The following is a 26,780-nucleotide window of genomic DNA, read 5'->3' as shown; positions in this document are numbered from 1 at the left end:
AGAGAAAATGCTTAAAATAAAAATGAAACGTTTTATTTTTATTTATGCAGAATCCTACATTTTTATCCGCGATGGACATTTCACCCCATAAAGTTAAAGCTGGCCGCCCCAAAGCGGGCACCGAGCACGAACGCCATGCGTTGATGCTCGAGCAGGCATTAGAGCTGTTTATGGTTGAAGGTGTTTCACAAACCAGCGTTGCACGCATTGCGAACGTGTGCGGGGTTTCAACGCGAACCATTTATGAGCGCTTTGATAATAAATATGCGCTGCTAATTGCAGCGATCAAACATATGGTGGAAAAAGATGTCTCTGCCATGGTGCAAATCGATAATCTATCTAACCAGACGCTGCAGCAGGTGCTGACCGATATTGGCCGCTTTATGCTCAATCGAGTATTGGAACCGCGCATGTTGTCCTTCTTTAAAATTGGGGTGGCCGAAGCCTCGCATTTACCGGAATTAGCCCGCGCGATGAAAGCGGTGGGGCCGGAGCGGATTCATCAAATGCTGTCTGATATCTTTAGTTTCTATGCCGCAAAAAACATGTTGCCGATCCTGGATTTCAAGCGCGCTGCCGAGTCTTATTGTGAGCTGCTGATTGCCTCACCGCGTCAGAAGGCTTTATTTGGTGTGCTAGGTCCAGACTGGGATGCCGAAGCGCACCTCGCTTTTGTGGTGAATTTGTTTTTGCACGGATTACAGGGAATGGAGCCGGCCAATGCAGTTAAGTAAACATTGGATTTGGCTATGCATACTGCCGCTGGCCGGATGTTCGGTCATTGATGAATATATCCGCCCCAACCCGATCACGGTCCAGGAGTGGCAAGCGCCGTTACCACATAACGGCAACGTCAGTTCATTAAGCAACTGGTGGGGGCAATTCAAAGACCCGGTGCTGGACCAGTTACTGGTACAGGCACAAAAAGAAAGCCCTTCGCTGGAAATTGCGTTGGCTAATATCCGTACCGCGCGAGCTAACGTACTTTCCGCACGCGCGCAGGGGATTCCTGATTTAACCAGCACCGGTAGTATGAACCGCAGTAAAGGCGGTGGCGGTGGCGGAGCGTTCCCTGCTACTACGATTGAGATTGATTCGATTACGCTGGATGCCAGCTGGGAAGTCGATCTCTTTGGCAAAATCAAGGCAGCTAAACAAGCAGCCAAAGCACAACTGGAAGCGAAAAAAATCGCGTGGCACGATGCACGCCTGACGGTAGCGGCAGAAGTCGCGAACAACTACGTGAATTATCGTGCCTGCCAGGCTTCGGTGAATGCATTGCAAGGCGCATTTAACTCGCGGAAAGAAACCGCGCGTTTGACAGGCATTTCTGCCAAGGCCGGCTTTACTGCCCCATCTGACCTTGCGTTGGCAGAGGCAGCGACACATGCGAGTGAATCTACATTGGATGGTCAGCAGGCAGAATGTGAAGGTTTGGTAAAAGCGTTAGTTGAATTAACCAATTACCCGGAACCGGAGCTTAAAGCTTTACTCGCCAAAGGCAAAGGCGTGCCGCAACCAGCCATGTTTGAAGTCAATGCATTGCCGGCAAGCTTGCTGACACGTCGCCCGGATCTGGCAATTGATGAGCGTAACCTCGCGGAGGCCAGCGCCAATGCAGGCGTAGCCAAAGCACAACTTTACCCAAGTTTGACATTGAGCGGTTCGATAGGTTATCGCCGCACCAATTTTGGCGGTACGGTCACCCGCGCTGACACCTGGTCATATGGGCCTTCAATTAAATTGCCGATTTTTGATGGCGGTACTTTACGTGCCGACCTGGCAGAAGCGCGCGCCAATTTTGATAGCCTGATGGCTACTTACAAACAGGACGTACGCAAGGCACTCAAAGAAGTGGAACAGGCGCTGGTCAATCTGGATAGCGCCAACCGGCGTGCGCAGTCCGAGCAGGCCAGTGCGCAACAGTATGCCCGCTATTTCGAGGCAGCTGAATTGAACTGGAAATCCGGTGGTATCGACTTGCTGTCACTGGAAGATGCTCGCCGCCAGAAAATCAATGCCGAGCTGAATGTAGTGACGCAGCAAAAGAACAGAGTTTTACAGTGGATTGCCCTTTACAAAGCCTTTGGTGGTGATTGGTATGAGGTGCAGCAGCAGGCAAAGCAGGACACAACAAAAGACACGACAGGAAAAGGTAAATAGCATGGCTAGACGCTCAAAAAAAGGAATATTTCTGGTCATCGCCGCCTTGCTGGTGGGCATAAGTGTATGGTTTTTCCAGCATCCATCACATAAGGCTGAACTAGCGGAAAAGCGCGCTAATCGTGCTACAAAAGATGGCGCTAACGGATTAAGCAAAGCAACATTAAGTGTAGAGGCGACCCGCCCGGCGGCAGTGCAATGGCCGATGACGCTGGTGTTGAATGGCAGTATTTACCCCTGGCAAGAGGCGCTGGTGAGTGCCGAAATTGCCGGTTTGCGTATTCAACAGGTGTTAGTCGATGTGGGTGCGCAGGTCAGCAAGGGTCAACCACTGGTACTGCTTGCGGATGAAACCGTAAAAGCAGATTTGCAGAAACAACTCGCCACAGTAGAAAAAGATAAGGCAGCACTGGCGGAAGCTAAAAGTAATGCCGACCGAGCCAATGAAATTAAAGACAGTGGTGCATTGTCTGCCCAGAAAATTAATGAGTATGTGATTGCTCTGCAAACTGCCAAAGCCAATCTGGCATTATCTGAAGCAGAACTGGAGAACCAGCGTATCCGTATTCGCCAGACTAAAGTGGTGGCGCCGGATGATGGCGTGGTTTCTGAACGATCCGCCAATCTGGGTAATGTCGTTTCTGCCGGTACCGAATTGTTCAAGCTGATCCGCCAGAATCGTATCGAATGGCGCGGGGAAGTCAATGCTGACCAGCAAGCCGCGTTGCATACCGGGCAAACCGTCACGCTTAACCTCGCTGGTGGCAAAACCGTGGCCGGCAAGGTGCGCCTGATTTCGCCGGTGGTGGATAACAATACGCGTAATGCGCTGGTGTATGTCGATATCCCTAAAAATAGCGCCAAGCCTGGGATGTACGTACAAGGAAAAATCGATATCGGCCAGCAACAAGGCCTGGCGATCCCTTTAAGTGCAGTGACATACCGCGATGGTTTTGCCTATGTGTTTGTATTGGGTAATGCGAATGCGGATGGCATGAGTAGAATCACGCAACGCAAGGTAAAAACCGGCCGCACGCTGGGTGAGCAGATCGAAGTGTTAAGTGGTGTAGATGCCGCAGAAAAACTGGTCCTCAGCGGCGGCGCTTTCCTGAATGATGGCGACACCGTAAAAGTGGTGACTATTGCCAAGGCCGGAGCTTAAGCATGAATTTTTCGGCCTGGTCGATCCGTAATCCGGTTCCGGCAATCCTGCTGTTTGTAGTGCTGACCTTTTTGGGTGTCAGGTCACTTAACCAGTTAGGCAAACAAAACTTCCCTGATATTGAACTACCGGTGATTATGGTGAGCGCGACGCTGGAAGGCGCAGCGCCACCGCAGCTGGAAACAGAGGTCGCGCGCAAGCTTGAAGACAAGATCGCGACTATCGGTGGCATTGAACATATGTCCAGCGTCATCACCGACGGTGGTGTCAGCATCAGCGTGCAATTCACCATTGATACCAATAGTGAAGAAGCGCTCAACCTGGTGCGCAATGCAGTTGATAGTGCGCGCTCAGAGTTACCGGCCGCAGTCACTACCCCGACAGTTTCCAAGCTCACCACCACCGGTAGCGCCATACTTACCTATGTCGTTTCGGCCGATAATATGGATGAAGGCGAGTTGTCGTGGTTTGTCGATAACGAGATCAGCAAAGCCATGCTGTCAGTGACCGGTGTCGGCAAGATCAGCCGTACCGGCGGCGTAGACCGCGAAGTGCAGGTCAACCTGGAGCCGACCCTGATGTCCGGCCTGGGTGTGAATGTCAGTGATGTGTCGGCACAACTCAAGCGCGTGCAGCAGGATGCTTCAGGCGGGCGTGGCGATATTGGTGACAATATCCAGTCGGTACGAACGCTGGGCGCATTGCATAGTGCCGATGAAGTACGCAACCTGGATATCCCTATCAGTGATGGCCGTCATATCAAACTGTCACAGGTGGCAGAGGTGTTGGATACTTATGCCGAGCGCAGCACTTATGCCAGCTACGATGGCAAGGAAGTGGTCCGCTTTGAAATCACGCGCAGCAAAGGCACCAGTGAAGTCACAGTGGCGAAGCACGTGCGTGAAGCGCTGGATAAATTCAGGCAACTGCATCCACAGGTCAAGATTATTGAAGCCTTTAATATGGTTAAACCGGTGGAGGATAATTACAACGGTTCCATGCAGCTATTGTATGAAGGCGCCTTGCTGGCCGTGCTGGTGGTGTGGTGGTTCCTGCGTGACTGGCGCGCGACCATCATCGCTTCCGTGGCATTGCCGTTATCCATGATCCCGACTTTTGCCTTTATGCAATATTTCGGCTTCTCGCTCAATCTGCTGACCTTGCTGGCGCTGGCGCTGGTAGTCGGGATATTGGTGGATGACGCGATCGTGGAAATCGAGAATATTGTGCGACATTTGCGCATGGGTAAAACTCCTTACCAGGCCGCGATGGAAGCTGCTGACGAAATCGGTTTTGCGGTGATCGCCACTACCTTTACACTGGTGGCTATCTTCCTGCCGACGGCATTCATGAGCGGGATTCCCGGCAAGTTCTTCAAGCAGTTTGGCATCACTGCCGCGATTGCCATTACCTGCTCACTGATTGTGGCGCGCTTGCTAACGCCCATGATGTCGGCCTACCTGCTCAAACCACATCCGGTCAAAGAAGAGCAAACTTCAACCACCATGCGCATATATCTGCGCTGGGTAGCCTGGTGTCTCGGGCACCGGAAAACGGTGGTGTTAGGTTTTGTGCTGTTTATTATTGGTTCCATGAGCCTGATGCCCTTACTGCCCAAAGGCTTTGTGCCTTCTTCGGACAGCAGCCAGACCAAAATCAATATAGAGTTGCAACCAGGCACGCCGCTATCGCAAACCCGACGCCTGGTCGATGAGGCTGAACGCATTGTGAGGCAGCATCCGGAAGTGAAAGCTGTATTCAGTGCTGCGGGTGCAGCCAGTACTGGCGGCGGCGGGCCTCACGCGGCTGAAAATACTACCGATGTGCGCAAAGGCAGCCTGATCATCAGCCTGACGGAACGTAGCGACCGTAAACAAAAGCAATCCGAAATTGAAGCCGACTTGCGTGAGCGTTTGAAAAGCCTGCCAGGTGCACGCATTTCGGTAGGTTCCGGCGAAACCGGCGAACGCTTGCAGGTGACGCTGGCCAGTGATGACCCGGTGGCATTATTAAGCGCCAGTCAGCAAGTGGCGCATCAGTTGCGCAGCATTAACGGTCTGGGCAATATCACGTCCAGCGCCAGCCTGCAACGGCCGGAAGTGCAGATTATCCCCGACGTAGATAAAGCGGCTGAGCTGGGCGTGACGGTAGAAGCGATTGCGCAAGTAATCCGCGTTGCCACTTCTGGTGACTTCTCCAACAGCATGCCCAAGCTTAACTTGCCGCAACGCCAGGTGCCAATCCGCGTGCGCCTGGGACCTAGCGTACGTAGCAGCCTGCAGGAAATCGCACAGTTACGCGTCCCCGCCAGAAATGGCAGCGTGAGTTTGGAAACCGTCGCCACCGTGCGTATGGGAAGTGGTCCTCAGCAAATAGATCGCATGGACCGCATGCGCAATGTGACTTTTGATATTGAGTTGAATAAGCGCCAGATTGGTGAAGTCATGAAAGAGGTACAGCAATTATCTGCCATGCAAAACTTGCCCCCTAGTGTGAAACAGCTTGAGGCTGGCGATGCCAAGCGTATGAATGAGTTGTTTGCCAGTTTTGGTGGTGCGATGATTATCGGCATTATGTGCATTTATGTGGTGCTGGTATTGCTGTTTGGCGATTTCCTGCAACCGGTCACCATTCTTGGCGCATTACCTTTGTCTTTGGGTGGGGCTTTCTTTGCACTGCTGGTGACGCATAACAGCTTCTCAATGCCTAGCGTGATTGGCTTGCTGATGCTAATGGGGGTAGTAACTAAAAACTCCATTCTTCTGGTCGAATACACCATCATGGCGCGCAAGCAATCCAAAGTCAGTCGTTTTGACGCCATTATAGATGGCTGCCATAAACGGGCACGGCCGATTGTGATGACGACGATTGCGATGGCGGCTGGCATGATGCCGATTGCACTTGGGTGGAGTGCAGATCCGAGTTTCCGTGCGCCAATGGCGATTACGGTGATAGGCGGGTTGATTACTTCAACGGTGTTGAGTCTGCTGGTGATTCCGGTGTTGTATACCTATGTGGATGATTTGTTGGGGTGGTTGCGGGGAGTGGGCAGATTGGTGAGGAGACATAGCTAGTTGTGGGATTTGTGTTGAGGCTTGAGGAAAGTGAGCAGTTCCCCAACTGCTGGCTGATGCGCAACGTGTTCAGCCACTCCTACACTCCGTCATTCTGGCGTAGGCCAGAATCCAGGCAAGGTATATGCTTAGCTTGGTTACTCACGAAGAGCGAATCCCACACTTACTAGCTTTGATTTTAAAAAGTATTGCTTATAGTAATCATCATTCCTTTTTCGCCTTTAGGCGAGTTACTTTTCTTTGCTTGCCCAAAGAATAAGTAACCAAAAGAAAGGGCACCCTAGCTTCCGCTTTTATCCTGCGTTGCTCATCAGCGTGGGCGTCCAACGAAACTCGCCCTGACAAGCCACACAAGACGTGGCTTGTTGCGGAACTCGAACAGACGCTGGCCGAAGACTCCCATGCTGACTGCGCTACTCGGCGCGTCAGATAGGGGACCCTGGAAAAGCATTACGCGGTTATTTAGGTGAGTCTTTCTCACATCGTATCCCGCTCGACCAGCGAAAAAAACCAAATCAAAAACAAAGCAGAAAGATAGTTGGCGGGTTGTTCTTAGGTTACTCAATTACTGAGTGCCCTCAATCCAGTGCAGTTAACTGAAGTCTCGTCGTGGTGGTTTTAAACGGGCCCCTATCTGACGCGCCGAGTAGCGCAATCAAAATAAGGAGGAAGCGAGCGACTGTTTGAGCTCCGCAACAAGCCAAGGTATGTGTGGCTTGTCAGGGCGAGTTTCGCGACCGCTTATTTGACGAGCAACGCAGGAAATAAGCGGAAGCTAGGGTGTCTTGTTCTTTGCCTTCTTTCTTATGGGCAAGCATAAAAAAGAGGGTCGCCTAGAGGCGAAAAAGAATACTGCATCAGACAAAAGCTTTCTAGCCTGAGCACTACGAAAAAGAAAGGTATTTACTAATAACTAATGCTTAACTCTCAAGCGCACATTCCACCCGCTCAGCCACCACTCTTTGCAACTGATCCCTCACTGCCTTGCTAAGCGGCTGTACTTGGGAGTCCCTTACTATCTCTCCCCAGTGGCTATTCGGAAAGTGCTTGTCACTCTCGAACCGAGGAATCACATGCCAATGCATATGCGGTGTTTTATTACCCAAACTGGCCAGATTGATTTTATCTGGCTGCATGATTTCCCGCAGGGCCGCTTCTACCCCAAACACCACTCTCATGGTGCGAGCACGGTCTGCGGGAGGCAGATCAGTCATTTCCTTGACATGTGCTAATAATTCAACCCGGCAGTAAGCCGGATAATCAGCATCATTCAGCAGCACTACCCGGCAAAAGTCATCCTGCCATAACACATCTTGTGAAGTTGGTTCGCAAAGCGCACAGTTTGCCATCAGGAGACCGCCAGCATTCTGTCCAATGACAACTTAGCCAGTTTGGCTTCATGCTCTGGTACTTTGATCTGGTTAACGACATTGCCTTCTGCCAGGTTTTCCAGACACCAGGCCAGATGCTGCGGGTCGATACGGGCCATGGTGGAGCACTCACACACCACATGACTCATAAACTGCACCAGCTTGTTTTGGGGTTTCATTTCTTCCGCCAGGCGGGTGACCAGGTTCAGCTCTGTGCCGACCAGCCATTTTGTGCCTGGCTCTGCGTCGCTAACGGTGCGCAGGATATATTCTGTGGAACCGACATAATCAGAGTTGATACATACTTCAAATGCGGTCTCCGGGTGGGAAATCACTTTTCCATCCGGATGCTGGGCGCGGAACTGGTCGATGTTCTGTTTGCGGAACATCTGGTGCACTGAGCAGTGACCTTTCCACAACAGGATTTTCGCATCTTTGATTTGCTGTTCAGTTAAACCGCCCATCGGCAAGTCTGGATCCCACACCGGCATTTGCTCTAGCGGGATACCCATTTTGTAACCACTCCAGCGACCCAGATGCTGGTCAGGGAAGAACAGGATTTTTTCGCGTTGGCTGAAACCCCATTTCAGTATTTTGGGTGCGTTGGTGCTGGTACAGACAATGCCGCCATGCTCGCCACAAAACGCTTTCAGGTCAGCGGCGGAATTAATGTAGGTCACCGGTGTGATGGTTTCATCAAAGTTAAGCACTTTGCTCAGTTCGCGATAGCTGCGTTCCACTTTGGCTAAATTGGCCATATCCGCCATTGAGCAACCGGCCGCCAGATCAGGTAATACTACAATTTGTTCAGGACGGCTCAGAATGTCCGCCACTTCGGCCATAAAGTGCACACCCAGGAAAACGATAAATTCAGCGTCCAGGCTGTCACAATATTTGGAGAGTTTTAGTGAGTCACCTGAGAAATCGGCATGGCGGTATACGCTTTCATGCTGGTAATGGTGCCCTAAAATCACCAGGCGCTTGCCCAGTTTTTTTCGCGCAGCCAGGATGCGCGCCTGACAGTCGTCGTCTTGCGCAGTTTGGAATTTCTCAAATTGGATGGTGGCAGTTTGCATGCTTTTCCAGATATCGGGCCAGGCCCGGCTTTCATAAAAATGGTATTTTACAGCCGATCATGATTTATCCCAATCGGATAAATCCGAATCAGATAAATTCCAATCATATAAGGTATTCATAACACTAGATGGTGGTGCTCACCCAGTTTTTTCAAGGCATCTACGTTGGTCCAGCTAAATACTTTTTTGGCAGCGTCGCGCCAGTTTACCCATTCATAGTGTGTATGCTCATCCGGCGCAAGCGTGACCGGCAATGCTGCGGGTAAACACAAGCCAAATAAATGTTCGGTATTTTCAATCACGCCGGGCGCATAGCGATGGCGCCAGTGCGGGTAAATCTCGTAAATATTGCTGGCCTGCCAGTCCTGGAAATCATAGGCCAGCGCATCCAGCCCGGTTTCCTCTTTCACTTCGCGGATCGCTGCTTCCCTTGGCGTTTCATTGCCTTCAATACTGCCGGTGACTGATTGCCAATAACCGGCTTTGTCCGCGCGCTCCAGTAGCAATACTTGCAGATCATGGGTGTGTATCAAAATCAGGGCAGAAACCGGGGTTTTGTAAGGCTGGGTCATCCGGACATTGTCCATGAAACAGGGCGCTATTGTCTACGGTTGCTGTCGTCATGATTGCCATGACAAACAACACTTTTTTGAAAGATTGTCGTAAGTCATACGCGGTATTATGATTGCAAAATAACGGCGGGCATAAAGGGAATCTTCAATGTGGTGGCGTCAATCAGGGTTTGTTTGCTGTGTATTGTTAGCGGTTTGGATGCCATCACTGCATGCAGAGAATGCAGCACTGCCCGATTTGCAAAATATCCCGCTCGATCATTTAACACTTCCGCAGGCAGAGCAGTTGTTTGTCGGGTACAGTCGCGAGCTGCTGGCTGCCAAGCGTTCGGTGCAATCTGCAGAGGCAGATACCCTGATTGCCGGGCAACGTCCTAACCCGGTCTTGTCAGTCGGTGTTTCCAGCCTCAACCTCAACCGTGGCAAAGGTAATATGAACCAAAATGGCAATAATGGTTTATGGGACAAAACCTACAACTCCACGCTTCAGGTCAGCCAGTTATACGAGCGCGGCAATAAACGCGAGTTACGGACTTCCGTTGCTGAAAGTGCCGTCAAAGCTTCCGAATTTGATTTAAAAGAGACTTATCGCCGACAGGGCTTGGCGATGGTCACTGCTTACTATGATCTCAAGCTGGCACAAGAAACCTTGCAAATCCAGCAGATGAATGTTGATTTATATGACAAAACCTTAGAGGCAGCCGAGTTTCGCCTGAAAGCGGGGGATGTCGCTTCAGCCGACGTGGCGCGTATCCGTGTGGATGCCTTGCGCGCAAAAAATGATATGCGACAGGCGCAAGCCACCGTACAAAAAGCGCAGGCGCAGCTGGCGTACCTGATTGGTAAAGACCAGGATGCCGCTTTGCTATTTGTAGCTGACCCTTGGCCTTTGCCAGGTGAAGAATCCGCAGTGCAAGAAGGCGAGACCTGGTTGACGGAGCGTTCAGATATCAGGGCGGCCGAGGTGCGTATGCAACAGGCACAAGATGCGCGAAAACTGGCGGAATCTTTGAAAACCAGGGATCTGACCTGGTCGCTGGCTTACCAGCATTTTCCAGGTCAGGAACCAGGTTCCGGACCTGATACAGTAGGTGCAACGGTCAGTATTCCTTTATTCACTAATTACAATTATGAAGGTGAAGCTGCTCGCGCTGAGGTTGACTATAACTCCGCTACCGATGCCAAAGAGCAGGTGAGAGCGGCTGCGCTGGCTGAAATGCGCAGTGCGAAAGCTGACCTGGAGGCGGCCATCGATAAAAACCGTCGCTTTGACATGAGTATTTTAACGGAGGCGCAAAAAGCATCTGATGCCGCCGAATTTGCCTACAAGCATGGTGCCATGAGCGTGATGGACCTGTTGGATGCCAGACGGATTTTACGTGCGCTGCAACTGGAGTCCGCCAGTGTGAGAGCCGATTACGCCAAGTCTCTTTTTGCCTGGCGGGCGGCCACCCATCAAGTTTTTAATACACCCTAATTATGAAAAAGACCATTGATCAAATGCGCTTAGCCTTCATCCCCAATACGCATGCCATGAAGTTATCAGGCTGGCTCATTTTACTGGCCGGGCTGTGGTGCTCTATGCATCCGCTACATGCAGCTGAGAAAAATACCGCCGCACCACGCATGGCGAACGAGATTGTGCTGACTGCCGGATCGCCACAGGTCGCCAGTTTAAAAGTAGAGGCGGTGACTGAAATCCCGGTGCCGGTGACAGAACCCCTCAATGGCAAAATCATGCTGGATGAAAACCGTACAGCACGGATTTTTTCACCAGTGGCTGGCCGGGCGATGGCAATCAAGGCGCAGGTGGGTGACCAGGTGAAAGCGGGCCAGGCACTACTGGTCATGGATTCACCTGATGTAGGCGGTGCGGTGGCGGATGCCCGTAAAGCCCAGGTCGATTTGCAACTCAAGCAGCAGGTGCTGGAGCGCAACCGTATGTTGATGGAAGGTGGCGTGCTTGCCAAAAAAGAAGTGGAGACTTCACAAGCTGACTTTTCGCTGGCGCGTGCTGAAACGGCCCGCGCTTCAGCCCGACTTAAGAATTTGGGTGTAACGACCTCGGCTAACGATACATACTCTTTGCGCTCGCCTATCAGTGGCACGGTGGTAGATCGCAAAATTAACCCTGGCAGTGAAATCAGGCCAGATGCTGCCGACCCTTTGTTTATTGTCACAGACCCAACTAATTTGTGGGCCAGCATTGATCTGCCGGAGCGAGATTTAAGCCGCATTTCGCAGGGGCAAAAAGTCAGCGTGCAAGTAGATGCCTATCCCGATGAAGTGTTTAGCGGCGAGGTAAAAACCATAGGCGTGATGGTGGATACTACCACGCGACGCATTCCTGTTCGCTGCGTGATTGAGAGCAAAGGCAAGCTCAAGCCCGAGATGTATGCGCGTATCACGCCGTTGGACAACAGCCAGCACAAAGTCATTCGCCTGCCTAACAGCGCCCTGATTACCGAAGGTTTGTATAGCTATGTGTTTGTGGAAGAGCGGCCGCTACATTTCAGAAAACGGGTAGTCACACTGGATGTGCAGCGCAGAGAATATGCCACCGTCAAGCAGGGACTCAAAGCGGGTGAGCGTGTTGTCACCGGCGGTGCGATTTTGCTGAATTCAGATTTATCAGTTAATAAATAATCACACATAACCGGTCTGCCATGCGCCGGATCATCGAAAGCCAAACATGTTAAAAGGGTTAATCACTTTCTCGTTACAACAGCGCGTTTTTTTGCTGATTGGCGCTGTGGTTCTGATGATTTTCGGCTGGTTTGCGGTACAAAATCTGCCGATTGAATCTTTCCCGGATGTAGAAGATGTGCACGTCATCATCGTGACGCAGTCACCCGGCATGGCGCCGGAAGAGGTTGAGCGAGTGGTCTCATTGCCGATTGAACATGGCATGAGCGGCGTGCCTGGGTTGACCCAGATCCGCTCTGTTTCCATTACCGGTTTATCTGTGGTCACGCTGACGTTTGCCGAGAATACTGCAGATTATTTTGCCAGGCAGCAAGTGCTGGAGCGCTTGCAGGGCGTCAGCTTGCCCAATGATTTGCAGCCGACGCTGGCACCATTAACCACTGCAGTAGGTGAAATTTATCGTTACCTGGTGGAGGCGCCAAAGGATATGCCGCAACGCGAGGTGCGCGCGATACAGGACTGGAAAATCATCCCCCAGTTGCGCATGGTGCCAGGTGTGGCGGATATCACCAGTTTCGGTGGCGCGGTGAAGGAGTACCAGATCAAGCTGGACCCGCATTTACTTAAAAAATTCGCGGTCAGTATTGACCAGATCAACCAGGCGATTAGCCATAACAGCAGCAATGCCGGTGGCGGGCTGATGCACAGGGGCGATGAGTCGCTGGTGGTGCGCGGCATCGGTTTGTACCGCAATGTGGATGACATCGCGCAATCGGTAGTAGATACGCGGGATGGCAAACCTATCCTGATTGGTGATCTGGGCGAAGTGACCATTGGTGATCGCCCTCGCTCCGGTATCGTGTCATTCAACCAGCAGGATGACATTATTGAAGGCATTATACTGATGACCAAAGGCCAGAATGCTGCCAAGGTCATTCAGGCATTGCGTGAGAAAGTGGAGCAGGTCAATCAAACACTGCCGCCTGGTGTGAAGATTGTGCCATTCTATGACCGCACCGGTCTGGTAGACCACACCGTACATACCGTTTCTGAAAACCTGATTGTTGGCGCTTTGCTGGTGGTCGCCATCCTGATTATTTTCCTGCGCAACTGGCGCGCGGCTTTGATCGTCGCTTCGGTGATCCCGTTATCATTATTGTTTGCCTTTATCGTCATGGATTTACGTGGCGTATCTGCCAATCTGATCTCGCTGGGCGCAGTGGATTTCGGGATTATCATCGATAGTGCGGTGGTGTTGGTCGAAGCGTTGATGGTGCGGCTGGCGATGGCGGAAACCGACAAAAATCCGGCCCATGCCGGCATTGCCTGGCGTATGCAAACATTGAAAAATACCGCGATTGACATGGGCCATCCGATATTGTTTTCCAAAGCCATCATCATCACCGCGTTCCTGCCGATTTTTACTTTCCAGCGTGTAGAGGGCAAGATCTTTTCACCCATGGCCTTTACCCTGAGTTTTGCGTTACTGGGGGCGATTCTGCTCACACTGACGCTGGTGCCGGCCTTGCTTTCATACACCATGAAGCGTGAGGATATGGCGGAAAAACACAGCGCCTGGATGCAAAGTATCCAGGATGCTTATCGCAAAGTACTTCTCAAAAGTGCCCAAGCCAGAAAGCTGGTGGTGCTTGTTTCAGTAGCGGTATTAGTATTGGCGATGTTGTGTGCGCCGATGCTGGGTTCTGAGTTTTTACCCAAACTTGATGAAGGCAACATCTGGCTGACAGTTGATTTGCCGCCATCTGCCAGTCTCGAGAAAACCAAGGAAATTGAACGCCATATCAGGAAGATTCTGAATAGTTATCAGGAAGTCAGGCTGGTGGTCGCCCATGTCGGGCGGCCGGATGATGGAACCGATCCCAAAGGACCCTATCATATGGAAATCCTGGCTGATCTGAAGCTGCATAGTGAATGGCATTTCTCCGATAAAGAGAGCCTGATCAAGGATATTTCGCGGCGTATCCATGAAATTCCCGGAGTGCCGACCAATTTTTCCCAGGTGATCCAGGATAGTGTTGAAGAAGCTTTATCGGGCGTTAAAGGTGAAATTGCGGTCAAGATTTTTGGCCGTGACCTGACTATCCTTGAGCAAAAAGCGGGAGAAGTCGTGGATGCTATCAATAGTGTACGTGGTGCAACTGATGTGGCGGCGGTGAGGATTTCCGGTAACTCCGAGCTGGATATCACACTCAATCGTAGTCAGCTGGCCCGCTATGGCCTACTGGTCGATGACGTTAATAATACGGTGCAGACCGCGCTGGCAGGCAATGCGGCAAACACTTTTTATGATGGTGACCGGCACTTTGATGTGACGTTGCGGCTGGAGCGCTCTTACCGAGATTCGGTCGATGATATTGACGAGTTGCCGATTGCCTTGCCGAATGGGGCTGGCAGTATTCCGCTCAGTGAAGTGGCCGAGGTGACCATCAAGCAGGGTGCGTCGCGCGTCAGCCGCGAAGCAGGGTCACGCATAGTGTCAATCAAGGCCAATATCACGGACCGCGATCAGGGCAGCTTCGTTAAAGAGGCGATGCAAGTCGTGCAGGATAAAGTCAAACTGCCTCCAGGCTACACCATGACCTGGGGTGGGCAATTTGAAAACCAGCAACGGGCGATGAAGCGCCTGATGGTAATTGTGCCGTTATCGGTGCTGTTGATTTTTATCCTGCTATTCTGGGCATTTAAATCAGTCAAAAATGCATTGCTGGTCTTGTTGATGATTCCGTTCGCGCTGGTAGGTGGCTTGGCTGGGCTAGCGGTGGCGGGCCTGCATCTTTCTGTATCTGCTGCGGTAGGCTTCATCGCCCTCGCGGGAATCTCCGTGCAAAATGGCGTGATTATGGTTGAGCAGATGAAGCACCTGATGCGTGAAGGTAAACTCGCCAGTGAAGCAGTGATTGAAGGCGCCGTAGCTCGGTTGCGCCCGATTTTGATGACTGCGTTGATGGCAGGCATAGGGTTGATGCCAGCGGCGTTATCACATGGCATAGGCTCAGAAACGCAAAGGCCTTTCGCCGTGGTGATTGTTGGTGGCTTGATTACCGCTACGCTCTTCACTTTGCTGCTGCTGCCGCTGTTATTCCCTATGTTTACAGATGAGCGCAGGCGCTAAGTTTACAAATCTATAATTGGCTTTTTAAAACCGAATTGGTGGTTTAAAGCAACCATTTATATCTTCGATCATTGCCAATGAAATAATTTTCCATTTTTAATCAATGCCTTACATTATGGGTTAGGTTGGCATATTTGATGCTCTACTGTAGATGTACTACTAATTTTGAATATCTTCATTAGTAGTGGTCATCTCCAAAGTGGTAAATGTTGTCGCGAAGTTGAATAACAACAACGAGCAATTGTTTTCCCGATTATCCTTTCCCGAGGATATTGCTTGAGCCCAAGCCTAGCGCTTGGGTTTTTTTTGCTTATTGATAGGGTGCGCTCAACTGTGAATTGGATGATTGCCGGCTGGCGCTTTTGAAAATAGGTTAAGAATTTGAGGTTAAATAATCTTTAAATGCTGTTTCAAATTAAGCGCTGTTTTGGGGACGCTTTTCTGCATTCACCAGATTTTTAGGTAGTTGAAAGACGACATTTTCAACCACGCCTTGTAGTTCTTCCACCTGTGCAGCACCCATCGCATGCAAAGCTTGTATGACTTCCTGCACCAGTACTTCAGGTGCTGAAGCACCGGCAGAGATGCCTACTTTCTTCTTGCCTTTTAACCACTCCGGGTTCAGCAGTGTGGCGTTGTCAACCATATAGGCTTCCACGCCCTGGTTTTTAGCCACTTCGCGCAGGCGGTTGGAATTGGAGCTATTTGGCGAGCCAACAATAATGACAAGATCGCAATCCTTCGCCATGATTTTTACTGCATCCTGGCGGTTTTGTGTGGCGTAGCAAATGTCGTCGCTTTTGGGTGCTTTGATAGTAGGAAAACGATTTTTCAGCGCATTAATCACTTGCGTTGCATCATCTACCGATAGCGTCGTTTGCGTCACATACGCCAGTTTTTCTGCATCAGTGACTTGCAGGGCGGCGACGTCCTCCGGTGTCTCTACCAGGTACATACCGCCAGCCTCAGATTGACCCATGGTGCCTTCGACTTCCGGATGGCCTTTATGGCCGATCATAATGATCTCAAGACCATCTTTGCGCATTTTCGCTACTTCAATATGCACTTTGGTCACTAAAGGGCAAGTCGCATCAAAAGCGGTTAATCCGCGGGACTCTGCCTCTGCGCGCACCGCTTTGGAAACCCCATGCGCACTGAAAATCACAATATTGCCTGCCGGAATTTTTTCCAGTTCATCGACAAAAATAGCGCCTTTGTCACGCAGTTGGCCGACCACGAATTTGTTATGGACGACTTCATTGCGGACATAAATAGGCGCACCGAATTTTTCCAGCGCCTGTTCGACGATGATGATGGCACGGTCTACCCCGGCGCAGAATCCGCGCGGATTAGCCAGGACAATATTCGGTGTATCATTTGTTTGCATAAATCAATTCCGTAAAGGTGGTTGCCGCATTTGCACAGCGTGTCACAAGGGCTGGCGGCATCAGGTATAATCGGCGTTTTGTTGCCAGTTAACTGCTAAATGTTATGAAAAACACTGCTACCTTGCTGATTACCTGCCCGGATACTAAAGGGATTGTGGCGGCGATTGCGCAATTTTTGTATGAGCACAATGCCAATATTTTACACGCAGACCAGCATCAGGATGCGGAAAATAATCTGTTTTTAATGCGGGTGGAGTGGGACCTGAGCAATTTCAATGTTGCGGTGGCAGATTTTGAGCAAGCCTTTACCCCGGTTGCGCAGCGTTTTGCGATGACCTGGCAATTGAAGCTTTCCGAGCAAAAAACACGCATGGCGATCATGGTTTCGCAATACGACCATTGCCTGGCGGATTTGTTGCATAGACACCATAGCGGCGAGCTTGCTTGCGATATTCCGCTGATTATCAGTAACCATCGCGATACTGAAAAGCTGGCGGCTTTTTATGGCATTGATTTCCATTATCTGCCGATGACCAAAGAAACCAAGGCGGATATTGAAGCGCAACAATTTGCCTTGTTCGATCAGTACCAGATTGATTTGATTGTGCTGGCGCGTTACATGCAAATCCTGTCGCCGGAGTTTGTGGCACGTTATCCGCAAAAAATTATCAATATCCACCACTCATTCCTGCCGGCATTTATTGGTGCGCGTCCTTACCACCGCGCGTTTGAGCGTGGCGTGAAGCTGATAGGCGCCACCAGCCATTACGTCACCGAAGTGTTGGATGAAGGGCCGATTATTGAGCAGGATCTGGCGCGGATCTCGCACCGCGATCAGGTGGAAGACCTGATCCAGAAAGGCCGTGACCTGGAGCGCATTGTGCTTTCGAAAGCCGTGCGCTGGCATATTGAACACCGCATTTTGCTATATGCGAACAAAACAGTAATTTTCGACTAAACCCTATCTTGAACGGCTAAGCGGCGAAATCTGCATAGTCCAGTCGTAAATTAATATCCAATAAAAAACCGAAGTCTCAAGCTTCGGTTTTTTTGTTTATGGCTACTGCATATGCGTTGTTATGGCAAAGTACGTTCCAGTTTGAATAAGTCCGCGATCTGCTCACGTTCGCGAATGACATGTACCTGGTCACCATCCACCAGCACTTCAGCCGCCCGTGCACGCGTGTTGTAGTTGCTGGACATACTCATACCGTAAGCGCCGGCAGAGTGAATTGCAAGGTAGTCGCCTTCTGCAATCGCCAGGCTGCGATCGTGACCCAGGAAGTCGCCACTTTCACAGACGGGGCCCACAACTTCGTAAGTTTGTGCTTGTGTTGGAGATTCGGCAATTGTTGTGATGTTGTGATAAGCGTCATACAACGCCGGGCGCATGAGGTCGTTCATCGCCGCATCGACAATCGCAAAATTCTTGCTTTCACCCGGTTTTAAATATTCAACCTTGGTCAGCAGTACACCTGCATTACCTACCAAAGCGCGCCCCGGCTCGAATAATACTTTCACACCACGGCCTGCCAGTTTTTGCATGATGGCTGCCGTATAAGTCGCAAACTCGGGAGGGGTTTCATCGTTATAGGTAATGCCCACGCCGCCGCCGACATCAATGTGCTGGATATGAATATTGCGTTCAGTAAGTGCATCCACCAAGCCCAGCACTTTATCCAGTGCATCCAGGAAAGGCGACAACTCAGTAATTTGTGAACCGATATGGCAATCCACGCCATGCACAGCGATATTCGGCATCTGGGCGGCTTGCTGATATAAATCCAACGCGTCTTCAAACGCGACGCCGAATTTGTTGTTTTTAAGGCCGGTTGAAATGTAGGGATGCGTTTTGGCATCCACATTCGGGTTAACCCGTAAAGAAATCGGTGCGATTTTGCCAAGTTTGGCAGCCACTTGCTGGATACGGTGCAATTCATTAATGGATTCCACATTGAAGCAGAGAATGCCCGCTTCCAGCGCATACTGAATCTCGCTATGTGATTTGCCCACACCAGAGAACACCACTTTTTTCGGGTCGCCACCCGCCGCAATGACACGGGCCAGCTCGCCACCGGAGACGATATCAAACCCGGCACCCAGGCGGGCAAACAGGTTGAGGATAGCCAGGCTGGGATTGGCTTTCACTGCAAAGCAGATCAAATGTTCATGGCCTAGAAGGCCAGCCTGGAAGCGCTTGAAAGTTTCAGTCAGCGCGCTTCTTGAATACACATAAGTCGGCGTCTGGTGTTGTTCTGCGATATCGCGCAACGCTACATTTTCGGCATGTAGCAGGCCATTCTTGTTGTTAAAAGCGGTCACTTGGCAGGCGTTGTTTGTTGTTGAGGTTGAGGGTACTGGCGTTCAGGGATATATAGATCGCCTTTAAGCCCACATGCGCTTAAATGGGCCAGTAACAGGCCAAGCGCTAATAGTCGCGTCCAGAAGGAAAGCATAATCCACAGTCCGATTTAAACAGACCAGCATTTTATCACTAAACCGCAAGCGCTTGATGGCAGGGATGGTTAACCGCTTATCGGCTGAACATCGCCACTGGTCAGCCAATGCTGGACATAGGGCTGTGCAATTCGCATGATAGGTGCATTGTCAAAAAGGTCTCAATATGAAGCGCAGCGCAAATCAACAAGGGTTTAGCCTGATTGAAATCATGATCGTGGTCGCCATCATGGGCATACTGGCCAGCATCGCTGTTCCTGGTTACCAGGACTATATCCGGAGCGGAAATGCGGTTGAGGCACCTTCTAACCTTGCTAATTGCCGCGTGCAGGCTGAGCAGTTCTTCCAAGATAACCTTACCTACGTGGGATTTGCCTGTAATTCGACAGACGCACGGTTTTTTGATTACTTTATCGATAACCAAACGGCGACAACCTATACCTTACGTGCAACAGGAAGATCTGCCCAGAATATGGGGAATTTCGAGTTCACGGTGAACCAGGATAATGTCAAAACCTCCAGATATGACGGTACGACCGGGGCTTCCTGCTGGTTAACCAGTTCTTCAGGTGTCTGTTAAGCATGCAGCAACAGGGGTTTTCCTTGATTGAACTGGTGGTGACTGTGGTCGTACTGATGGCGGTCTCTATGTTCGCCATCCCGGCATTTCAAACTTCTATAGGTAACTCTCAAATCCGGACGGTGACTGAGTCCATTAAAAATGGTTTGCAGCAGGCGAGGATAGAGGCAATCAAACGTAATACCAGAGTCAGGTTCACACTGCAGGCGAATGGCGCTTGGCAGTTGGGATGTGTGGCGCAGCCTGTTGATGCGGCCACCGCGGCCGCTGTTCCTGCTTGTCCGGCTATTATCAGTCAGAAAAGTGCTTCAGAGGGTTCTTCTGCAAATGTCATTATCGTTGCCGACAATCCATCCGTTGTCTTTACCGGATTTGGCGCACGAGACCCTGCTGTTGCCAATGGGCTTTCGCGCGTGGACGTATCTAATAATCAGGTAGATCAGGCTGAGCTAAAGGATTTGCGGATTATATTGGCAGCAGGTGGTCATGCAAGAGTCTGTGATCCTGCCGTGACTGCAGTGGGGGATACACGCAGATGTTAAGCTCCCGTCCTATCAAAAAAAGTATGCCGCGTCTGTTATCCAGGCAATATGGCTCTGTACTGATTGAATCCCTCGTTGCCGTAGTCATCTTCAGTATGGGTGTATTGTCCCTTGTGGGATTGCAAGGCGCCATGCAGAAAAATAGCAGCGATAACCGCTACCGTGCAGAGGCGCAGTTGATTGCCCAAACGCATCTGGCAAACATGATGGCTTATGGTAGTGATGCCGCCACCTATGTCGCTCAAGTAAATCGAGCTAGGATTGCATCACAATTACCCAATGGGGCAGTCAATTTCTCTGCCATTACTAACAGCATGATCACAGTGACCGTTAGCTGGCAAGTGCCTGGCGGAAGGCAACACCAGGTCAATGCGTCCAGTTATTTGTTCGATGTGACTTCCCAATGAAAAGGATTTCTTACATAAGCACATATCATCGACGATCTCCTGCAAGGCAAACAGGGATGAGTCTGGTTGAGCTGCTGGTTGGCATATTGATTGGGCTGGTTGCAACATTGGCAATCGGTAATTTGTTCAGTGGTTTTGAAGCACGCAAGCGTATGATTTCCGGTGGTTCTGATGCACAGTCCAGCGGCGTACTGGCTTTATATTATTTACAACGCGATGCACAGAATGCCGGTTATGGGCTGCCTTTATATAATTCCGAGGACCCCTCGCCGCTACTGTGCCCTATGGACACTTCAATCAACCAGGGCGGAGTAGTGATTAATCTTTCACCTGTTGTTATCGTGGATGGGGGCGCAGGACAAGATATTGTGCGAATCCGTTATGGCAACCCTCCAAGCGGCGGAGCTTCTGTGCGTGTGACTGGTAACTTGGCTGTACCGGCGTTAGATGGCCCCCTGCTTGGTTGCCAGGTAGGGGATGTCGTGCTGTTCCACCAGACCAAGGCAAATCCTAATTGTAGTCTTGCGCGTATTCAGAGCCTCACTGCAAATCGGACGATTAGTAATCTAATTGAGATCAATACTGCCCCTACGGAGAGGCCAGTGGCTAATTTAAATGGTGCCGAATGGGTGCGTTTTTCATGTCTGGGAGTGTGGAATCAGTATGAGTACACAGTCAATGCCAACCTGGAACTTACCCGGACCGGCGGCACGCCTGGTAACAACCCTTTTCCTGATAGTGCCGCAATCCCGGTTGTCAGTGATATTGTCTCTTTGCAGGCCCAGTATGGGGTAGCCAATACGGTTAATCCTGATCCTGCTTGGGCAGCATCCCCTACCGGATCGCGTTTTCTCAACCGGGTGGATCAATGGACAGATGCTACAGGCGCATTCGGTCCTGGAATGGGACTGGTCAACAGAAACCAGATACGGGCAGTGCGTATCGCAGTCGTCGCCAGGGATGGTGGTTTGCAAAGGGAAATAGTCAGCCAGGCTTGTAACGGGAATGCTATCGGCATCAGCAGGGTATGCGTTTGGACCAATGATGCTACGCCTGCTAATGTCAATTTGAATCATATCCCCAATTGGCAGCGATTTCGTTACCGCACGTTCGAAGTGACTGTGCCGCTCCGAAACATACTCTGGAATCGCGATGCCTTATAAATCTGTTAAATCGGTTTTCGATTGTAGACTTGCACAGGCCGGGATAGTACTGTTCTTTGCTTTGCTGGCACTTGCAGTGATGTCGATTGCCGCGGTAGCTTTGATTCGCAGTGTGGATACCAATGCATTGCTATCCGGCAATATGGTATTCAGGCAGTCAGCCAGTGCGGCCTCTAATGTGGCCTTGGAAGGAGTCGCCGAAAATATCGCAAAAAATATCAGCTTGGCGAATAGTGTCCGGCATATTCCAGCTCAAGGGTACTATGCTAACTGCAGCATGTTCGATATGCAACCGAATGCATCGGTTTGCGATGGTAGCCGGCTGACCACCATGGCTTGGGATGATGCTAATAGCCGCCTGGTTCCTGACCAGACGGATGGAAACGCTGAAATCCGTAACGGTGTTGACCGGCAAGGGAATCAGATCAGGTATGTGATTGAGCGCATGTGCAATTTCAATCAAGCTGAAATCAATGCCGGTAACGCTGCAATGGACGCGGCTCGTTGCCTGATGGCAAGTGCAACGGCTTGTGAACCTCCGGGTAATGGGGGTACAGCAGGAGATGATCGTCCATGTCCCAATCAAGCGACATCACCAATTTACCGCCTCACATTACGTATTAGTGGACCAAAAAATACGCTGACGTATATGCAATCATTTATCTCCAACTAAAACAGGTGGCACGATGAAAACTTATTCCTGGGTAAGAAAACTGGTTTGGTTGAGCATGATGCTTCCTTGTCTGGTGCAAGCGGAGTTTCTGGATCTGGCTTCCATGCCATTGCAGACTTCCGGAAGCTCTGATGTAAAGCCGAACCTGATGTTCGTGCTGGATAACTCAGGCAGTATGGGCTGGGATTACTCACCTGACTGGGCGAACTCTTCTTCAGACTGGTTAAGGGAGAATTCCGATTACAACACCCAATATTACGATCCTGAAGTCATTTATAGCCCACCTCTGACCTATCAGGGGGTGAATATGGCAAACCAGAGCGGCTTTGGTACGGTATCAAACGAAGTGAATGATCTGGGTAATACCAAGAACGGTACATCTGATCTGCGAAACAGTGCTTTTTATTATGCGTTTATCCCTGGTGAGTATTGCACTACGCCCAGCTTGACCAGTTGCGTTATCTCTAAAGTACCTACGGGTATTTACACCTACCCTGCAGATATCCGCTGGTGCAACAGCAGCACCGCAGCTGCCAGACGCACACTGTCAGGCTCACAGCGCTGTCAGAAAATCCGTAATGCCAGCGCTACCGTCAATGACAGCAATACCTATACTTTTTTGCGCAGGCCCATCGCAACTTACCGCTTGACGCTCACCAAAAGCAGCAATAATGCCACGGTACAAAGCATCAAAATTAATAATATAGAAATCCTTTCCCAGAGTGTGTCAGCCAATTCATTTGACAACAGTAATGACCTGGCAGCATCGGTGCTCAGTGCTATCTGTCGGACAAGCCTTTCGGGTAATTGTAATCTCAGCGGCACTACTGTCACACGCAGCAGTAATGTGTTGACGATTGACACACCGGCCGGTGATCCTGTCAATACGGCAGCCCCTATTCAAGTCATAATGAGCGGCGGAACTTTTAGTGCGCAGCTTGCAACAGATACAACCAACGATATTCCCGGCAGTATGGTGTATGTCAAGATTACCAGCAGCATCAGCAGCTATACTGCACCAGGGCTGGCAACAAAAGGGGTTGATCGTACTGATTGTGCGGGTTCAACGTGTACCTACAATGAGGAAATGACCAACTTTTCCAATTGGTGGGCCTATTATCGTACACGTATGCAATCGATGAAAACAGCGGCCAGCCAGGCGTTTAAATCATTGGATTCGCGCTACCGCGTGGGCCTGGTGACTATTAATAACGCCTCCTCAAATTATCTTGCAATTGCACCATTCAACACCAACCAGAAACAGTCTTGGTATGAAAAACTATTTGCAGTATCGCCTAGTGGTGGTACACCTCTCAGAACCGCTCTCTCCAGTGTAGGGCGGCATTTCGCAGGCAAGAAAACACTGGGTAACGATGACCCTGTCCAGTACGCATGTCAATCGAACTTTACCTTATTAACAACCGATGGCTACTGGAATGACAGTACTAATCCAGTAAGAGCGAACGGTTCAACCGTCATCGGTAATCTTGATGGTGGCAGTACACCCAGGCCACAGTTGGATAGCAGTAACAAGTCCAATACCCTGGCAGATGTTTCAAAATATTTTTACGACACGGATATCCGAGATAGCAGCTTATCCAATTGCAATGGTGCGCTAGGCTCTTCAGTGTGTGGCACTACAAATGATTATCCCAAGCAAAATATAATCACTATGACGCTAGGTTTGGGGATTGATGGCACACTGGTTTACACCGAGGATTACAAAAACCAGGTAATAGGGGATTTTAGAGATGTGACCACCGGTGCCAAAAACTGGCCAGATCCTACCGCTAACGAAGATGGAACCCGTATTGACGATCTATGGCATGCCGCAGTCAATTCAAACAGCACCTATTACAGTGCGAGTAACCCTAAATTATTAAGGGAGTCGCTGGCGAAAGGGCTTTCAGAAATCAAGTCAGTGCAGGGTGCTGCCGCGGCAGCAGCGGCAAGCAGCCTGGCACCTACAGATGGAGACAACTTTCAATATGTCGCCAGTTATCAGACGGTGAAGTGGACGGGTAATCTTGAGGCCCGAACAGTGAATGTAAAGTCGCTGGAGACCTCTGAAAGTGCAGTCTGGTGTGCGGAAAACGTGTCTTCTACCTCATGTACATCGCCTGCAGTTGAAACCAGAATTACCGGGAATGGTAGTACCTCTATCTATTGCAAAACTACTAGTTCAAATCAGTCCAGTTGTGATGGTTTGGGTGGGAAATTAGGTTCGGAACTGAGTACAAATGAAAGTTCGTCCTGTTATGTGCAGATTTCGGGTAGTTGTACCGGCAGGTTGCAGGCTCAAGTGGCAAATAATAGCCGGAAAATTTACTTCAACGCTAATAATGCACTGGTCTCGTTTACCGGAGATAATTTGCCTGCCTCGCAAAAAACTGCATTAACCAATGGTTATCTGGCATTAAGCCAGATGCAGGGATTGCCTGCTTCTGATCCTAGAATTTCGGACGCGAATAAAGTCAACAAGCTGGTGGATTATTTGCGTGGTAACAAAACTTACGAAGATACCAGTCTGAATACGGTCGCTGCTAACCGTCTGTTCCGCGAACGCCAGGCAACTTTGGGCGATATTTCGCAGTCACGCCCCGCTTATTTCAAGGCTTCAATTATGACCTATCTCGATGCTGGTTATAAAGCCTATCGGGATGCAGCACTTGCAAATAGAACACCGGCAGTATTCGTTGGCTCTAACGATGGCATGTTGCATGCTTTTAATGCCACTACTGGCGATGAGCTTTGGGCGTTTATTCCTACGCCGGTGATCAGTAATCTGGCCAATCTGGCTGACAAGGAGTATGGCGCTAATTACCATACAAACTATGCGAATGGCAGTCCGGTTGTTGCAGATGTCTGCGTTTCAGGCTGTAACGGGGCTGGCGCTTTATGGAAAACCATCTTGGTATCGGGATTGAATGGCGGCGGTAGAGGTTATTTTGCACTGGATGTGACAAACCCTTCTGCACCCACTTTGCTGTGGGAGTTTAGCGCGCAAAACCTCGGCGTAGGGGTTAACCTGGGCTATACATTCGGCAATCCGCTGATTACAAAAATGCAGGACGGGCGCTGGGTCGTTTTGTTGACCTCCGGCTATAACAATGGGACATATGCCCGAAAACTTAACGACGGTACATTTGTAAATAATAGCCCGATGGGAGATGGGGGTGGTTATCTCTATGTAATGGACGCAGGTAGTGGTGCTTTAGTAAAAGTGCTTTCCACAGGAGAAGGTAATGCCAGCAACCCTAGCGGATTATCAAAGATCACGACTTTTGTGGATCAGCTATTTGAGAACAATACTGCGGTTAATGCCTATGGCGGCGACTTGAACGGGAATATCTGGCGTTTTGATATTAATACTAATAAGGTCACCAAAATGGCTAGCTTGCGGGATGCTAGCGGCAATGTACAAAAGCTGACAACTCAACCTTACATGGTCAGGGTTGGTAAAAAAATCGCCGCAATCGTTGGTACCGGCAAATTCCTGGAAGTCGCGGACTTGACGAATACACCGCAGAACTCCGTCTATACCATTAAGGATGATGGACAGAATACGGCTATCAGTCGCAACCAGCTTGTAGGATTTACTCTGGGTGAAGACCGTATAGTGGCTTCAGGCGCAGCTGTTGACTTTAATTCCGGATATGGCTGGTTTCTGGATTTTCCGGCAGGAGAGCGCGTGAATCTGGATCCGAGGGCAGTAAACGGGGTTATGCTTTTGTCTACATTAGTGCCAAACAGTGAAGCATGCAGTGGTGCCGGTTATGGTTTTTTGAATTATTTCAATTATGAAAAAGGCGGTAGCATGTTGCCTAGCGGGGTTGTGTCTGAGCGCCTGACTACCCCTGCCGTAGGTTTCAATATTGTGTATGATCAGAATAATGTGCCGCATGTGTTGGTGACAGGCAGTGACGACCCTACGCCAAGGCAAGTCAATATGGATGAACAAGTATTTGGTAAAACGAGTGGCGGACCGGGAGTAATTGATAACATATTTAAACGAAGAGAAAACGGCAGCTACGGCACCAAGCAAAGCTGGCATGAGCTGATTCAATAACAGTATCAAGCACAATAAAAAAGCCCCGGTCAGGGGCTTTTTTATATCTAATGCGTTACTTCACATTTTTTGCGAACACATACAAAATCGCACAAATCACTACAACAATACCAATCAGTGCATAGATTCCAATGGCGCCTTGAAACATACCTGCCTCCTGTCGTGATAGTTGAGGAAAGTTTATTCTAGGCAAACATCTTTCGGCTGTCTATGCGTTTGAGTCCTACAACTAGGTGACTTTACATGAGCGAATGATGGCCGGTTTGGTGACACAAACTGTATCGGCAATAGCAAATTTAAAAAGG

At 50.1% G+C, this 26,780-nt stretch carries 20 protein-coding genes; 14 read left to right on the top strand and 6 right to left on the bottom strand.

Annotated elements, in window-relative coordinates; genetic code table 11:
• The first annotated feature begins 71 nt into the window (after positions 1-71).
• From LPA26_RS09770 to LPA26_RS09755, 4 genes are read left to right on the top strand one after another with little or no spacing between them, the layout of a single operon-like run.
• Positions 72-734 carry a TetR/AcrR family transcriptional regulator gene (locus tag LPA26_RS09770; protein ID WP_229008160.1) on the top strand — a complete coding sequence of 221 codons (663 nt, stop codon included), beginning with the start codon at positions 72-74 and terminating at the stop codon, positions 732-734.
• The gene (locus LPA26_RS09765; protein ID WP_229008159.1) at positions 721-2,163 is read left to right on the top strand and encodes an efflux transporter outer membrane subunit; all 1,443 of its coding nucleotides are present in this window, start codon (positions 721-723) and stop codon (positions 2,161-2,163) included. Before LPA26_RS09770 ends, LPA26_RS09765 begins: the two co-directional genes overlap by 14 nt.
• Before the next feature lies 1 nt (position 2,164).
• On the top strand, positions 2,165-3,325 hold the full coding sequence (locus LPA26_RS09760; RefSeq protein ID WP_229008158.1) for an efflux RND transporter periplasmic adaptor subunit: 1,161 nt from the start codon (positions 2,165-2,167) through the stop codon (positions 3,323-3,325).
• A gap of 2 nt (positions 3,326-3,327) precedes the next feature.
• A complete protein-coding gene (locus LPA26_RS09755; protein ID WP_229008157.1) occupies positions 3,328-6,399 on the top strand; it encodes an efflux RND transporter permease subunit in 3,072 nt (1,023 codons plus the stop codon).
• Positions 6,400-7,319: 920 nt separating this feature from the next.
• On the opposite strand, the gene LPA26_RS09750 is transcribed toward LPA26_RS09755, so the two are convergent.
• From LPA26_RS09750 to nudB, 3 genes are all read right to left on the bottom strand, one after another.
• On the bottom strand, positions 7,320-7,748 hold the full coding sequence (locus LPA26_RS09750) for an HIT family protein (protein WP_229008156.1): 429 nt from the start codon (positions 7,746-7,748) through the stop codon (positions 7,320-7,322).
• A complete protein-coding gene (gene nadA / locus LPA26_RS09745) occupies positions 7,748-8,845 on the bottom strand; it encodes a quinolinate synthase NadA (protein ID WP_229008155.1) in 1,098 nt (365 codons plus the stop codon). The genes LPA26_RS09750 and nadA overlap by 1 nt, the downstream gene beginning before the upstream one ends.
• 116 nt (positions 8,846-8,961) lie before the next feature.
• Positions 8,962-9,417 (bottom strand): dihydroneopterin triphosphate diphosphatase, encoded by a 456-nt coding sequence (nudB, locus tag LPA26_RS09740; protein WP_229008349.1) that lies wholly within the window; start codon positions 9,415-9,417, stop codon positions 8,962-8,964.
• Positions 9,418-9,565: 148 nt separating this feature from the next.
• Here nudB and LPA26_RS09735 point away from each other — a divergent pair, with 148 nt between their 5' ends.
• From LPA26_RS09735 to LPA26_RS09725, 3 genes are read left to right on the top strand one after another with little or no spacing between them, the layout of a single operon-like run.
• Entirely contained in the window at positions 9,566-10,894 is a 1,329-nt protein-coding gene (locus LPA26_RS09735; protein WP_229008154.1) for a TolC family protein, read from the top strand.
• Between the two features lie 2 nt (positions 10,895-10,896).
• Positions 10,897-12,063 (top strand): efflux RND transporter periplasmic adaptor subunit, encoded by a 1,167-nt coding sequence (locus tag LPA26_RS09730; protein ID WP_229008153.1) that lies wholly within the window; start codon positions 10,897-10,899, stop codon positions 12,061-12,063.
• Between the two features lie 46 nt (positions 12,064-12,109).
• Complete coding sequence (locus LPA26_RS09725; protein WP_229008152.1) at positions 12,110-15,196, top strand: efflux RND transporter permease subunit; 3,087 nt, start codon at positions 12,110-12,112, stop codon at positions 15,194-15,196.
• A 415-nt stretch (positions 15,197-15,611) separates the two neighbouring features.
• Here LPA26_RS09725 and ispH read toward each other — a convergent pair whose 3' ends face one another.
• Positions 15,612-16,583 (bottom strand): 4-hydroxy-3-methylbut-2-enyl diphosphate reductase, encoded by a 972-nt coding sequence (gene ispH / locus LPA26_RS09720; protein WP_229008151.1) that lies wholly within the window; start codon positions 16,581-16,583, stop codon positions 15,612-15,614.
• 104 nt (positions 16,584-16,687) lie between these two features.
• Between ispH and purU the strand changes: the two genes are divergently transcribed.
• Positions 16,688-17,542, top strand: a complete 855-nt coding sequence (purU, locus tag LPA26_RS09715; protein ID WP_055830464.1) for a formyltetrahydrofolate deformylase — start codon at positions 16,688-16,690, stop codon at positions 17,540-17,542.
• A 119-nt stretch (positions 17,543-17,661) separates the two neighbouring features.
• Here purU and lysA read toward each other — a convergent pair whose 3' ends face one another.
• Together lysA and LPA26_RS09705 are read right to left on the bottom strand one after the other, a co-directional pair.
• A complete protein-coding gene (gene lysA / locus LPA26_RS09710) occupies positions 17,662-18,906 on the bottom strand; it encodes a diaminopimelate decarboxylase (RefSeq protein ID WP_229008150.1) in 1,245 nt (414 codons plus the stop codon).
• Positions 18,903-19,040, bottom strand: a complete 138-nt coding sequence (locus LPA26_RS09705; protein WP_229008149.1) for a lipoprotein — start codon at positions 19,038-19,040, stop codon at positions 18,903-18,905. Before LPA26_RS09705 ends, lysA begins: the two co-directional genes overlap by 4 nt.
• Before the next feature lie 167 nt (positions 19,041-19,207).
• On the opposite strand from LPA26_RS09705, the gene LPA26_RS09700 reads away from it, so the two are divergent.
• Genes LPA26_RS09700 through LPA26_RS09675 form a run of 6 tightly spaced genes read left to right on the top strand, consistent with a single transcriptional unit; the run spans position 19,208 to position 26,475 of the window.
• Complete coding sequence (locus LPA26_RS09700) at positions 19,208-19,621, top strand: type IV pilin protein (protein WP_229008148.1); 414 nt, start codon at positions 19,208-19,210, stop codon at positions 19,619-19,621.
• Positions 19,622-19,623: 2 nt separating this feature from the next.
• Positions 19,624-20,163 carry a GspH/FimT family pseudopilin gene (locus tag LPA26_RS09695; protein WP_229008147.1) on the top strand — a complete coding sequence of 180 codons (540 nt, stop codon included), beginning with the start codon at positions 19,624-19,626 and terminating at the stop codon, positions 20,161-20,163.
• Positions 20,157-20,570: a hypothetical protein gene (locus tag LPA26_RS09690; RefSeq protein WP_229008146.1), complete on the top strand. Its 414-nt coding sequence runs from the start codon at positions 20,157-20,159 to the stop codon at positions 20,568-20,570. The genes LPA26_RS09695 and LPA26_RS09690 overlap by 7 nt, the downstream gene beginning before the upstream one ends.
• Before the next feature lie 56 nt (positions 20,571-20,626).
• Positions 20,627-21,733, top strand: coding sequence for a PilW family protein (locus LPA26_RS09685; RefSeq protein ID WP_229008145.1), 1,107 nt, complete (start codon positions 20,627-20,629; stop codon positions 21,731-21,733).
• On the top strand, positions 21,723-22,406 hold the full coding sequence (locus LPA26_RS09680) for a pilus assembly PilX N-terminal domain-containing protein (RefSeq protein ID WP_229008144.1): 684 nt from the start codon (positions 21,723-21,725) through the stop codon (positions 22,404-22,406). The genes LPA26_RS09685 and LPA26_RS09680 overlap by 11 nt, the downstream gene beginning before the upstream one ends.
• A gap of 13 nt (positions 22,407-22,419) precedes the next feature.
• Positions 22,420-26,475: a pilus assembly protein gene (locus LPA26_RS09675; protein WP_229008143.1), complete on the top strand. Its 4,056-nt coding sequence runs from the start codon at positions 22,420-22,422 to the stop codon at positions 26,473-26,475.
• The last annotated feature ends 305 nt before the right edge of the window (positions 26,476-26,780 follow it).

Source organism: Methylophilus sp. Leaf408 (assembly GCF_916856905.1).
Classification (GTDB): Bacteria; Pseudomonadota; Gammaproteobacteria; order Burkholderiales; family Methylophilaceae; genus Methylophilus.
This window is presented reverse-complemented; position numbering and strand designations above follow the sequence as displayed.

Bases quoted from the DNA above. Each gene is read 5' to 3' on its own strand.
- LPA26_RS09705 (WP_229008149.1), bottom strand. From the start codon at position 19,040: ATGCTTTCCTTCTGGACGCGACTATTAGCGCTTGGCCTGTTACTGGCC.
- nudB (WP_229008349.1), bottom strand. From the start codon at position 9,417: ATGACCCAGCCTTACAAAACCCCGGTTTCTGCCCTGATTTTGATACAC.
- LPA26_RS09690 (WP_229008146.1), top strand. From the start codon at position 20,157: ATGTTAAGCTCCCGTCCTATCAAAAAAAGTATGCCGCGTCTGTTATCC.
- LPA26_RS09760 (WP_229008158.1), top strand. From the start codon at position 2,165: ATGGCTAGACGCTCAAAAAAAGGAATATTTCTGGTCATCGCCGCCTTG.
- LPA26_RS09680 (WP_229008144.1), top strand. From the start codon at position 21,723: ATGCCTTATAAATCTGTTAAATCGGTTTTCGATTGTAGACTTGCACAG.
- ispH (WP_229008151.1), bottom strand. From the start codon at position 16,583: ATGCAAACAAATGATACACCGAATATTGTCCTGGCTAATCCGCGCGGA.
- LPA26_RS09675 (WP_229008143.1), top strand. From the start codon at position 22,420: ATGAAAACTTATTCCTGGGTAAGAAAACTGGTTTGGTTGAGCATGATG.
- LPA26_RS09725 (WP_229008152.1), top strand. From the start codon at position 12,110: ATGTTAAAAGGGTTAATCACTTTCTCGTTACAACAGCGCGTTTTTTTG.
- nadA (WP_229008155.1), bottom strand. From the start codon at position 8,845: ATGCAAACTGCCACCATCCAATTTGAGAAATTCCAAACTGCGCAAGAC.
- LPA26_RS09735 (WP_229008154.1), top strand. From the start codon at position 9,566: ATGTGGTGGCGTCAATCAGGGTTTGTTTGCTGTGTATTGTTAGCGGTT.
- LPA26_RS09750 (WP_229008156.1), bottom strand. From the start codon at position 7,748: ATGGCAAACTGTGCGCTTTGCGAACCAACTTCACAAGATGTGTTATGG.
- LPA26_RS09730 (WP_229008153.1), top strand. From the start codon at position 10,897: ATGAAAAAGACCATTGATCAAATGCGCTTAGCCTTCATCCCCAATACG.
- LPA26_RS09700 (WP_229008148.1), top strand. From the start codon at position 19,208: ATGAAGCGCAGCGCAAATCAACAAGGGTTTAGCCTGATTGAAATCATG.
- LPA26_RS09685 (WP_229008145.1), top strand. From the start codon at position 20,627: ATGAGTCTGGTTGAGCTGCTGGTTGGCATATTGATTGGGCTGGTTGCA.
- purU (WP_055830464.1), top strand. From the start codon at position 16,688: ATGAAAAACACTGCTACCTTGCTGATTACCTGCCCGGATACTAAAGGG.
- LPA26_RS09765 (WP_229008159.1), top strand. From the start codon at position 721: ATGCAGTTAAGTAAACATTGGATTTGGCTATGCATACTGCCGCTGGCC.
- LPA26_RS09770 (WP_229008160.1), top strand. From the start codon at position 72: ATGGACATTTCACCCCATAAAGTTAAAGCTGGCCGCCCCAAAGCGGGC.
- LPA26_RS09755 (WP_229008157.1), top strand. From the start codon at position 3,328: ATGAATTTTTCGGCCTGGTCGATCCGTAATCCGGTTCCGGCAATCCTG.
- LPA26_RS09695 (WP_229008147.1), top strand. From the start codon at position 19,624: ATGCAGCAACAGGGGTTTTCCTTGATTGAACTGGTGGTGACTGTGGTC.